This window comes from Bradyrhizobium sp. (assembly GCF_019244115.1).
Taxonomy (GTDB): Bacteria; Pseudomonadota; Alphaproteobacteria; order Rhizobiales; family Xanthobacteraceae; genus Bradyrhizobium.
Map to the genome: position 1 here is coordinate 1 of NZ_JAFATE010000388.1, position 11,223 is coordinate 11,223.

The window sequence follows — 11,223 nt, forward strand, 5'->3', positions numbered from 1 at the left end:
GGTGACCGCGCGCTAGAGCAGGCGGCATCTTCGCAGTGGAGACCTGCCCTCAAGCTGGCGATCGATCGGGTCTTAGACCCTGTTGCGGGGCGACCACCCTGGCATATGTCTTGGCATATGCCAGGAGAGTGAGCGATGTCCGAACAACGGCACGTCAGACTATTCCGTAAGGGCCGCAACCAAGCCGTCCGCATTCCCGTCGAATTCGAATTGCCGGGTAATGAGGCGATCATGCATCGCGATGGCGATCGTCTGGTGATCGAGCCGCTGCGCAAGCGTGGGCTATTGGCTCTGCTCAAGATGATGGAGCCGTTCGACGAGGAGTTCCCCGAAATCGACGATCCGTTGCCGCGGCCGGAGAAAGATCCTTGACCCTCTACATGTTGGATACAAACGTCATCTCCGACCTTCATCAGACATCCAAAAGGTAGAGTTGCTAATCGAATCGCCAAGGCGGGCGAGCACAGCATCTGCACAAGCATCGTCGTTGCGGCGGAGCTTCGCTACGGCTGCGCGAAGAGGGGCTCGAGTCGGCTGCTGGAGTTGGTCGAAGACCTTCTTGCCGAGATCAACATCTTGCCATTCGATGCTCCGGCCGACGTGGAGTACGGTGCAATCCGCGCCGAACTGGAGGCTGCGGGCACGCCGATCGGCGGCAATGATTTGTTGATTGCCGCTCATGCCCGCACGGCCGGAGCCACGATCGTGACCGCGAATACCGATGAGTTCCGGCGTGTTCGCTGGCTTAAAGTCGAGAACTGGCGGGCCTGAGGCGTCGCTGCAAACGGATCAGAACCGTGTGACGATCGCAGACAGATCAGGGCGGGGGCGGTCCTCGTTCGGCCGGGCGGGCTTGCCGATATGGATGAAGCCGGCGAGCTTCTCGTCGGCCTTGAGGCCGAAGGCGTCCAGCACGTCGCGGTCGAAGGCGAACCATCCCGTCAGCCAGCAGGCGCCATAGCCGAGCGCGGTCGCGGCGGTGACGATGTTCATCGCGCTGGCGCCGGCGGACAATTCCTGCTCCCAGGCCGGCACCTTTGGATGCGGCTTGGTGAAGCTGACCACGCCGATCACGAGCGGCGCGTCGGTGAGCCGCTTCTTTTCGATCTCGATCTCCGCAGCGGTCGCCTGCGGGTTCTTGTTCGCAAACACGTTGGCGATGACTTCACCCGCACGGACACGCGCGTCGCCCTCGAACAGGATGAAGCGCCAGGGCGCGAGCTTGCCGTGGTCGGGCACGCGCGCCCCGATGGTCAAAATGGTGTCGAGCTCGGCCGGCGAGGGACCGGGGCCGGTCATCTCGCGCGGCTTGACCGAACGGCGGGTTTTCAGCAGGTCGATGGCGTCGGGCACGATCTTCTCTTTCGCAAACGATTGGGGCGCCGCCTGAGATAGGCCTCAGGCGGCGCCGATGGAAGCGACCTTAGATCGATTACGATCAGGCCGCTTCAGCGCGTTGCGCCCGCGCCACATCCGGCGGCGTTGCTTCCTCGACCAGTGCCGCGATCGCCTCGTCGGTCGGCATCACCTTCTGCCCCTCGCTGCCGAAGCGGCGGACCGAGACGGAATGGGTCTCGGCCTCCTTCTTGCCGACCACCAGAAGCGCGGGGATTTTTGCCAGCGAATGCTCGCGGACCTTGTAGTTGATCTTCTCGTTGCGCAGGTCGATCTCCGCGCGCAGGCCGGCGCGCCGCGCGGCGGCCAGAACCTTCTTGGCGTATTCGTCACCTTCCGAGGTGATGGTGGTGACCCCCACCTGCGTCGGCGCGAGCCACAGCGGAAAGTTGCCGGCATAGTGCTCGATCAGGATGCCGATGAAGCGCTCCATCGAGCCGCAGATTGCCCGGTGCACCATGACAGGCGGCTTCTTCGCGCCGTCGGCGTCGATGTAGAAGGCGCCGAACCGCTCCGGCAGGTTGAAGTCGACCTGCGTGGTGCCGCACTGCCAGTCGCGGCCGATGGCGTCGCGCAGCACATATTCGAATTTCGGGCCGTAGAACGCGCCTTCGCCCGGATTGATCTCGGTCCTGATGTTGTTGCGCTGCGCCTTGATCTCCTGCAGCACGGTCGCCATCACCCGCTCGGCGTGATCCCACATCTCGTCGGTGCCAACGCGTTTGTCCGGGCGGGTCGACAGTTTCACCGTCAGTTCGCCCTCGAAGCCGAAATCGGCATAGGTCGACAGGATCAGGTCGTTGATCTTCAGGCACTCCTCGGCGAGTTGCTGCTCGGTGCAGAAGACATGCGCATCGTCCTGGGTGAAGCCGCGCACCCGCATCAAGCCGTGCATCGCGCCCGAGGGCTCATAGCGATGCACCACGCCGAACTCCGCGAGCCGCAGCGGCAGCTCGCGATAGCTCTTCAAGCCATGTTTGAAGATCTGCACATGGCCCGGGCAGTTCATCGGCTTTAGCGCAAACCAGCGCTTGTCTTCGGCCTCGTCGCCCGCCGACTGCGCCGCGAACATGTTTTCGCGATACCAGCTCCAGTGGCCAGAGGTCTCCCACAGCGACTTGTCGAGGATCTGCGGTGCGTTCACCTCGCTGTAGTCGCCGGCCAGCCGCCGACGCATATAGGCGATCAGCTGCTGGAAGATGGTCCAGCCCTTCGGATGCCAGAACACCACGCCCGGACCTTCTTCCTGGAAGTGGAAGAGATCGAGCTCGCGGCCGAGCTTGCGGTGATCGCGCTTCTCGGCTTCCTCGATCTGCTTGAGGTAGCCGTCGAGCTCATCCTGCCTGGCGAAGGCAGTGCCGTAGATGCGGGTGAGCATCGGATTGTTGCTGTCGCCGCGCCAATAGGCGCCCGCGACCTTCATCAGCTTGAAGGCATTTCCGATCTTGCCGGTCGAGGTCATGTGCGGGCCGCGGCAGAGATCGAACCAGTCGCCCTGGAAATAGATCTTGATCGGTTCGTCGCCAGGAATGGCGTCGACCAGCTCGACCTTGAAACTCTCGCCCTTGTCGCGGAACACCTGCTTGGTCTTCTCGCGGTCCCACACCTGCTTGGTGAAGGGTTTGTCGCGGCCGATGATCTCGCGCATCTTCTTCTCGATCGCGGAAAAATCCTCCGGGGTGAACGGCTCGTTGCGGAAGAAGTCGTAATAGAAGCCGTTCTCGATCACCGGCCCGATCGTGACCTGGGTGCCCGGCCACAGCGATTGCACGGCCTCCGCCAGCACATGCGCGCAGTCGTGCCGGATCAGCTCCAGCGCGCGCGCGTCCTCACGCGCGACGAACTCTACCCGAGCATCCTCTTCGATCGGATCGGCGAGATCGGTGAGCGTGCCATTAAGGGCCATCGCCACGGTGCGCTTGGCCAGCGAGGGCGAAATGCCCTGGGCGATCTCGAGGCCGGTGATGTTTTTCGGATATTCGCGCCTGGCGCCGTCGGGAAAGGTGAGGGTGATTTTCTGGGGCTGTTCAGCGGGTTTCAAATTGGTGATGCTGTATTGGAATCCGGATTCGGATTTGTGGTCGGGCATGATGATCTCCTCAAAGCTCACTCCTGCGAACGAGCGCAGGTAAGCGGGAGGCAGCGGTATAGCAGGCGAATCGCGCAGACAACAGATGTAGGCGGCCCGGGACCTCGGCGTTTCCTCCAGTCCCCGAACGATTGCGGCGGTTCTGCGAAACTTGCGTGTTCCCGGCCGGAACGCGAGCGCGCACGATGGACAGGGCCGCCTCTACTTGCTACAGCTTCCCGCGCAGGGGGGGCACCTTCCGGAATGATTTCCAGCATGCGTCTTGCCACCGATCTCGCCCAGCGAGCTCTTCTCGCTGGTCTCTTCGTTCTGAGTTGTACATCAATCTCGATCGCCGCCGCGTCGGCGGAAATGCCCGCCGAGCCAATGGCATTTTATGTCGCGACCGGCGCGAGCGATGCGTGCGGTCCCGGCTGCAACCGGTGGATCGCCGTCGAGGGACAGATCGATGCCAATGCGGCATCGCGCTTCCGCAAATTCCTGCAGCGGATCAAGGATCGCAATCTGCCGATCTACTTCGCCTCGCCGGGCGGCAATGTCGATCAGGCGATCGCCATGGGCGGGATGCTCAGGGAACGCGGCGCCGTTGCGCGTGTGGGCCGCACCGTAGCGCGCGAATGCGGTTTCGAGGCGCAGGACAGCGCGCCCTGCCTCAAGGTCAAGCAGTCCGGCGCCGAAGTGCATGCCGATCTCTGGACCCGCGGCGCGATCTGCGTCTCGGCATGTCCATATTTGATCCTGGGCGCTGCCACGCGCGAGATCGCCGCCGATGCCGTGGTTGGCGTCCACTCGGCCCGGGTGGTCGTAGCCTTCACGGGCGGCACGCCGACCAGGGAAATGCGCGCCGCGGCAACCGAACGCGGGCGGCAGCGCATCGATCGCAGCCTGTCGAGCTACTTGAAGAGGATGGGCGCGGAGACCGCCTTGCTCGATCTGGCAAAAACCGTCCGCTTCGAGGACATGCATGTCCTGACCCGCGAGGAGATCGCGCGGTTCGGCATCGACCGGCGCGACTTTGTCGAGACGCCGTGGACGTTCGAAAACGCCGCCCGCGGCGTCGTCTACAAGACGCTGACCCAGCGCGACGGCGCCGATGGTGTGTATCGCACGACGCATTGGCGGCTGTTCTGCATGGACGGCGAGCGCTTCGAGCTCGACTATCAGCGGCAGACCGCCGGCAATGCGCTGCTGCCGACCATCTCGATCTCCAATGCGCCCGCAACGTCGCTGTATTTCCGGCCCCCACCCGCCAAGCGGCAGGGAGTCGAGATCTGGGGTCTGAGCCTCACCAAGACGGCGTTCCGCACGTTTACCGAGACGCCGCGATTCGATTTCACCGAGACGTCGCTCTCCGACGGCAAAAGGCTGGCACGGACGACGCGGCTGTCGAGCGAGGGACTGGCGAGTGCGCTGGAGAAGCTCACCGTGACCTGCCCAGCGCCGAGCCCGCCGCGGCGCTCGGCCGAGAATAGCTGACGCAGGAGCGGTCTGAAAAAACGCGCCGGGGGCTTTCGTTCTTCTTCGGTCGTATTTACATGCAGCTGCATGGAAAATGCACCTCCCGCCCGTCGTTTCGCCCCGACTGCACTGATGCTCGGCAATCTGGTTACCGGCTGCTCCGTGCTGGCGCCAGCGGGCATGCTGAGCGAATTGTCCGAAGGCTTTGCGGTCAGCATCTCGACCGCGGGTCTCCTGATCACGTTCGGCGCCGTCATGCTTTGCGTCGCCTCGCCGCTCAGCGCATGGCTGACGAGCCGCATCGAGCGGCGCCTACTGTTGTCGGCCACGCTCGCCGTGCTTGCGCTCGGCAACCTCGCCTCGAGCCTCGCGCCCACTTATGGGAGCCTGCTCGCCGTCCGCATTGTCATGCTCGCGATTGGCGCACTCTATACACCGCAGGCGGCCGGCACGACGGCCTTGATCGTGTCGGCAGAGAAGCGCGGCTCGGCCATTGCTTATGTATTTCTCGGCTGGTCGCTGGCGGCCGCCGCCGGCCTGCCATTGATCACATCGGTCGCAAGCCACTATGGCTGGCAGGCCGCCTATGGTGCGATCGGTGCCGTCGGCGCCCTGAGCGCGCTATTTCTCGCATGGCGCCTGCCGGGCCGCCTGACCGGCGCCCCGGTCGATCTGAAGACCTGGGTTGCGCTCGGGCGCAACCGCACCGTCGTGCTGTTGCTCTTGATCACCACCTTGCAGATGTCCGGTCAGTTCGTCGTGTTCACCTTCATGGGGCCGCTGCTGCGGACGCTGACGCAGGCCGGTCCGCATGAGATCGGGCTGGTGTTTGCCGTCTACGGCATCTGCGGCTTTCTCGGCGTGCTGCTGGCGACCCGGATCGTGGATTCCTGGGGCGCCTACCGGACATCGGTCCTGTTCACGACGCTGGTCCTCGCAGGGATCGTCGGCTGGGCGCTCGGCGCGGGCGTTTACTGGTTGATGGTGGGCGCCGTTTCGATCTGGGGACTAGGTTTTGCGTCCGCCAATTCGATGCAGCAAGTGCGGCTGGTGGCAGCCGCGCCGCCACTCGCGCCCGCCTCGGTTTCGCTCAACACATCGGTGCTCTATATCGGCCAGGCCTTGGGCTCCGCGACCGGCGGGCTACTGTATGCGCATGAGCTGTTGCGCAGTCTGGGCTTTGTTGCCACGGCCTTTCTCGCACTGGCATTGATCCTGGTGGTCCTGAGCCGGCCTGCACAGAAAATCCCGGCCTGCTGAGCGCAAAAGTCGCGCCCGGCGACCGGAAAACCGCCGAATTCCTGTCGTTTGCAGCTTCTCCCAGCAGGCGGTGCGACAAAGATTTGTCCATCGCAGTGAAGGAGGGAGCTTGGCAAAACCGGCGAGACGGGATTAAAGGCCGCTTTCGGGACTGCCGTCCCATTTTTCCTTGATGATCTATCTTGCCTCCGTGGTCGAAGCGAAAGTGAACTGACATGAGATTGGTCCTGAGATTGGCATTGGCATCATCAGCCGTTTTGATGTCGGCCGCCAGCTTTGCTCAATCCGATGCGCCGATGGTCGGCGACAAGCCGCTCGTTCAGGTCAAGCCGCGCGGCATGGCCAAGCACGCAGCCGTCAAGCAGGCCGCCGCCAAGCCGCAATCCACCGCGGTCCGCCTGCAAGGCTGCCTCGACATCGACGACGGCACCAAGGAGCGGCTGAACTGCTACGACGAGGTCTACAAGCCGGCCCCGAAAGACAAAGCGCCGGCCGCAAAGAGCGTTGCCGATTGCCGCTACGCCAAGGAAGAGGACGAGCGGCTCGCCTGCTTCAACGGCTTTGTCGAAAGCATGCCTAAGCTGCCGAAAGGCTGAGCTCGTTCGCCGCGCGAAGAGAGCTCAGCGGCTGGAGCTGGACGATGTGCCCGCCGCGATCCGGTTTGCGGATTGTGCGGCCGCCATCTTGACCAGTACGTCCCTGACCGGATTCTCCGTCCAGGCCTGGGTCACGTAATTTCGATGCGTAATGCCTTCGCCGGTCTCGACGAACACCACGCGTCCGGGCTTGAGCGGGCCGTCCATGTCTTCGGATACGGCGATACCTTTTTCCTTGATCATCTGCATCAGCTCGTGGTCGTGCCGCGCGGTGTAATGCGTGTAGGAGCTGACGAAGAAGCCGGCGCGGTTGTTCTCGATCCAGGACGCAAACTTGTCGAGCTGCCCATAGACCGCGTCGAGCAGCACCACGCCACGCACACGACCGGCTGTCCCGCCGATATCGAGACTGTAGGCGGTTGGCAGGAAGCCGCCGCTATAGCCGATGATGACGATGGGCATGTTGGCGAAGGCCTTGGCCGCACCCGGCTCGCCATAGAGACGGCCGAGATGCTCGGCCGATTCGGCCATGAAGCGCTTGAAGCCGCCCTCCTGCCAGAATTTTCCCGCGCTGGAATCGGCGGCATCGACGGCGAGCTGTGGAGCAAGGAGGACGGCATTGACGCCGGACTCGGTGATTTGCCGCGGCAGCAGCTGGCGGTCGCGCACATCGCGCACCAGGGTTGCGCCATTGCCGTGGAAGAACACGACGATCACAGCTGGCTTCTTGACGTCGAAATTCTCCGGGATGTGCACCAACACGCGGTTGTCGTTGTAGGTCTCGTCCTGCCAGAAGACATGGCCGGCAAAGCTCTTGTGGCCGCGCCGGTCGCCCTTCACCACGTTCAGGAAGGGCTCGTCGGAGGTTGGATTGTTGCCGAAATAGGGGAAGGCCGACGATCTCATGCTGACCAGCGTGGTCAGTTCATCCCGGTCGACGGGACGCTCGGAGGGCGGCAGCTGGGGCTCCAGCGACGCCACTTGATAGGGCGTGGTCTCGGGCGCAGCGGCCTCCTTCGGCGCCAGTTCGAACGGCCGGAAAGTCTCGTCCGAGCCGGGGTAGCGAGCCCTGAAGCGCGGAGCCGGGAAGCGTTCGTCAAAATTGTCGCCGGAAGAGGCGGCATTCGCCGCAAGCGCGCCGGGAGCGGGAGCCTGGCCGCATTGTGCCAGCGCCAAGGTGAACGGCAGCAAGAGGCAGATCGCCACGGTGCGGGCCAACGAGCGGGCCGATGCAAGCCGCGCATGGCCGCGCAAACCGGCAGTGATCGTCGACCGATCCCCCCGATTCCCCAAGCCGATACCACAGTACCTCGGACTAGCTCCGACCATCCACCCTCTGCGCAGATCCAGCGGCAAGTGGCTAAATGCAACCGCCAGTTTCAAGGCGACGTTAAGCGTCCGGAGAAACTCCCCACATCCGGTACAATCACGACAACACAAGATCGTGTCCTGATTGTGGGCCATCCCGTTGCAGGCGGCAACCAGTGGATTTCGCGCGAAAGTGGCAGAAATGCGGTAGCAACATACCAAAAATGGATTGCCACATTTAGCCCTTGTTAACCTTGCTTGAATGGGTCCGGCCTCATCCTTGGTTGAAGACAGAGGGAGGGCATGAGCGCCCTCGGGCAAAATGGCTGTATCAGAGGCGGGGAGTGCTGGATGGACTGACCGGCTGCCCGGTTCCGCTCCGACGGTCTCGGTCGTGGTGGCGACCGCTCTCGTCGTGGCCGACATGGTCGGGGTCGGCGTCTTCACCAGCCTCGGCTTCCAGGTCAAGGCCATCCCCTCCGGCTTCTCGATCTTGCTGCTCTGGGCGTTCGGCGGTGTCGTGGCGCTGTGCGGGGTGTTTTCCTATGGCGAGCTCGGTGCGATGTTTCCGCGCTCGAGCGGCGAGTACAATTTCCTGAGCCGTGCGTTTCACCCGGCCTTCGGCTTTCTCGCCGGCTGGGTGTCGGCGACCGTCGGTTTCGCCGCCCCGGTGGCGCTGGCGGCAATGGCCTTTGGCGAATATGCCAGCGCGGTGGCACCATTTGTTCCACCGCTCCCGCTCGCGCTCGGACTGGTCTGGCTGGTGTCGCTGGTCCAGCTCTGCGGGGTCAGCCATTCGGCCCGCTTTCAGCTCGTCTCGACCATTCTCAAGGTCGTACTGATCATCGCGTTCCTGGTCGCGGGCTTCCTGCTTCCCGCGCGCCAGCCGGTCTCCTTCATGCCGCGTCCGGCCGATCTCGGCTACGTCGCGAGCGCGCCATTCGCCATCAGCCTGGTGTTCGTGATGTATTCGTTTTCCGGCTGGAACGCTGCGACCTACATCACCGGCGAGATCAGCGCGCCCCAGCGCAGCCTGCCGCGCTCGCTGCTGACGGGCACGCTGATCGTGCTCGTGCTCTATGTCGCGCTGAACGCGGTGTTCCTGATCGCGGCGCCGATCGACAAACTGGCGGGCCAGCTGCAGGTGGCGAGCATCGCAGGCAGCTACATCTTCGGCGAGCTCGGTGGCCGCATCGTCGCTGCGATGATCTGTGTCGGGCTCGTCTCCTCGATCTCGGCGATGATGTGGATCGGTCCGCGCGTCACCATGACCATGGGGGAGGACGTTTCGGCGCTGGCGCTGTTCGCGCAGCGGTCGCGCCGCGGTGCGCCGGTCTACGCCATCCTGTTCCAGCTCGCCGTCGCCACCGTCCTGTTGTTCACCAGGAGTTTTGAGGCGGTGCTCGATTTCATCCAGTTCGCACTGCTGTTCTGTTCGTTCTTCACGGTGCTCGGCCTCATCAGGCTGCGCATCACGCGGCCGGATCTGCCGCGGCCCTACCGCGCCTTCGGCTATCCGGTGACGCCTTTGGTGTTCCTGCTCGTGACCGCTTTCATGATGTATTATCTCGTGACCGAGCGGCCGGTGGAGTCGGGCCTGGGCACGCTGATCATGATGTCGGGGCTCGGCATCTACGCGATTTTCCGGTGGCGGCCCGCACGCGGTGCCGCGCCGTCATTGCCGGGCTCCGACTAGATGCGTCATGTTCGAGACGTTGTTCAAAAGCTTGCCGTGCTTGCGTTGATCCTGCTGAGCACGGTCCGCGCGTCGGCCGAAATCGTCACGGCCAACGACATCGCGCGCTTCCTGGCCGGCATGCAGCCATCCGCCAATTCCCCGCTGATCGCGCTGACCATGGACCCGGCCTGGCAGCGCCATGCGCGCTTCTTCGACAACGCCTTTGCCGAACTGGAGCGGCGGCAGCTCTCGAAAATCCGTGCCTGGGCGGATGCCAACCTCGCCGCGCCAAAGCCGACCATGTTCTACATGTTCAGCGGCCCGGACTTCATCTACGCCGATGCATTCTATGCGAAGGCCATGACCTATGTGCTCGGGGCGCTGGAGCCGACCGGGTCGGTCCCCGACGTCACCCGCCTGCCGGCCGGCGACATCGGACCCGCGCTCTCTTACGTCGAGCAATCGCTGAGTTCGATCCTGAGTTTCAGCTTCTTCATCACCAAGAAGATGAAGGTCGACCTCAAGGGCGACATCTCCGGCACGCTGCCGATCCTCTACGTGTTCCTGGCGCGGACGGGTAAGACGATCCGCGACGTCCAGCTGATCTCGCTCGATGCCAATGGCGGCGTGCATGGCGCAGCCGAAAATGCGGGGCCGAATGCGGTGCGAGGTGCGCTCATCACCTTCGCTGGGCCCGACGGTGCCGAGCGGAAGCTCTATTATGTCTCCGCCGATCTTTCCAACGCGAGTGCGCGGGCGAGCGGGTTCTTGAAGTTCTGTTCCTCGCTCGCGCCGGGCAACAGCCTCCTCAAGAGCGCGTCCTATCTGATGCACGGCGGCAATTTCACGCTCGTGCGCGACTGGCTGCTCGTCAACAGCGCAACCATCATCCAGGACGATTCCGGCATTCCGCTCGCGAATTTCGATGCGCGCAAATGGCGCTTCTTCCCGTTCGGCCGCTATGAGGGGCCGATCGCCGAATTCCCGGGTCGCTACCAGGACAGCTATGCCGCGCTGTTCGAGCGGGCCCAGCCGCTGGATTTCGGCATTGGTTATCGCTGGCGCACCCATGAGTCGAACCTGCTTCTGTCGGTCAAGATCGCCGGCAACGACACGGAGCCGGTCGTGACGTCCACCGAGCCAGCGCAGGTGCCCCCGCCGCGACCAAAACGGCCGCCGCGTCCCGAGCCGTATCCGCCGCCAGCCCCGATGCCGTTCTGGTTCTGGCGCTAGTTGGCTTCCGCGCGGACCTTTGGATCGAAACCGTTTTCCGCGGTTCGTTGCAGCCTCCCCCTGCGGGCATCTCACCCCGACGCCCAAATCTTCTCCGCCATTGCCGGAGGATATCCACTCCTGAAGAACGCGTATTTACACGGAGTGCCCTTGCTGGTTGAATATAAGTAGCCTTGTCTGGGCAGCCGGATCTCACTCTCTCGGCG

At 63.7% G+C, this 11,223-nt stretch carries 9 protein-coding genes and 1 pseudogene; 7 read left to right on the top strand and 3 right to left on the bottom strand.

What is annotated here, in order from left to right:
* Positions 1–135: 135 nt before the first annotated feature.
* Positions 136–372: an antitoxin gene (locus tag JOZ76_RS16910; RefSeq protein ID WP_291699919.1), complete on the top strand. Its 237-nt coding sequence runs from the start codon at positions 136–138 to the stop codon at positions 370–372.
* A gap of 8 nt (positions 373–380) precedes the next feature.
* Positions 381–771 (top strand): annotated as a pseudogene (locus JOZ76_RS16915) (type II toxin-antitoxin system VapC family toxin).
* A gap of 18 nt (positions 772–789) precedes the next feature.
* On the opposite strand, the gene JOZ76_RS16920 reads toward JOZ76_RS16915, so the two are convergent.
* Together JOZ76_RS16920 and thrS are read right to left on the bottom strand one after the other, a co-directional pair.
* Positions 790–1,353 carry a nitroreductase family protein gene (locus JOZ76_RS16920; protein ID WP_291699921.1) on the bottom strand — a complete coding sequence of 188 codons (564 nt, stop codon included), beginning with the start codon at positions 1,351–1,353 and terminating at the stop codon, positions 790–792.
* Between the two features lie 85 nt (positions 1,354–1,438).
* Positions 1,439–3,484: a threonine--tRNA ligase gene (thrS, locus tag JOZ76_RS16925; protein ID WP_291699922.1), complete on the bottom strand. Its 2,046-nt coding sequence runs from the start codon at positions 3,482–3,484 to the stop codon at positions 1,439–1,441.
* Positions 3,485–3,850: 366 nt separating this feature from the next.
* Here thrS and JOZ76_RS16930 point away from each other — a divergent pair, with 366 nt between their 5' ends.
* The 3 genes from JOZ76_RS16930 (at position 3,851) to JOZ76_RS16940 (ending at position 6,798) form a co-directional block, all read left to right on the top strand.
* The gene (locus tag JOZ76_RS16930; protein WP_291699924.1) at positions 3,851–4,960 is read left to right on the top strand and encodes a hypothetical protein; all 1,110 of its coding nucleotides are present in this window, start codon (positions 3,851–3,853) and stop codon (positions 4,958–4,960) included.
* A gap of 69 nt (positions 4,961–5,029) precedes the next feature.
* Complete coding sequence (locus tag JOZ76_RS16935; protein WP_291699926.1) at positions 5,030–6,202, top strand: MFS transporter; 1,173 nt, start codon at positions 5,030–5,032, stop codon at positions 6,200–6,202.
* Between the two features lie 227 nt (positions 6,203–6,429).
* On the top strand, positions 6,430–6,798 hold the full coding sequence (locus JOZ76_RS16940) for a hypothetical protein (RefSeq protein ID WP_291699934.1): 369 nt from the start codon (positions 6,430–6,432) through the stop codon (positions 6,796–6,798).
* 24 nt (positions 6,799–6,822) lie between these two features.
* On the opposite strand, the gene JOZ76_RS16945 is transcribed toward JOZ76_RS16940, so the two are convergent.
* A complete protein-coding gene (locus JOZ76_RS16945) occupies positions 6,823–8,127 on the bottom strand; it encodes an alpha/beta hydrolase (RefSeq protein WP_291699928.1) in 1,305 nt (434 codons plus the stop codon).
* A 301-nt stretch (positions 8,128–8,428) separates the two neighbouring features.
* Here JOZ76_RS16945 and JOZ76_RS16950 point away from each other — a divergent pair, with 301 nt between their 5' ends.
* The gene (locus JOZ76_RS16950) at positions 8,429–9,802 is read left to right on the top strand and encodes an APC family permease (protein WP_291699930.1); all 1,374 of its coding nucleotides are present in this window, start codon (positions 8,429–8,431) and stop codon (positions 9,800–9,802) included.
* On the top strand, positions 9,803–11,017 hold the full coding sequence (locus JOZ76_RS16955) for a hypothetical protein (protein ID WP_291699932.1): 1,215 nt from the start codon (positions 9,803–9,805) through the stop codon (positions 11,015–11,017).
* Positions 11,018–11,223: the final 206 nt, after the last annotated feature.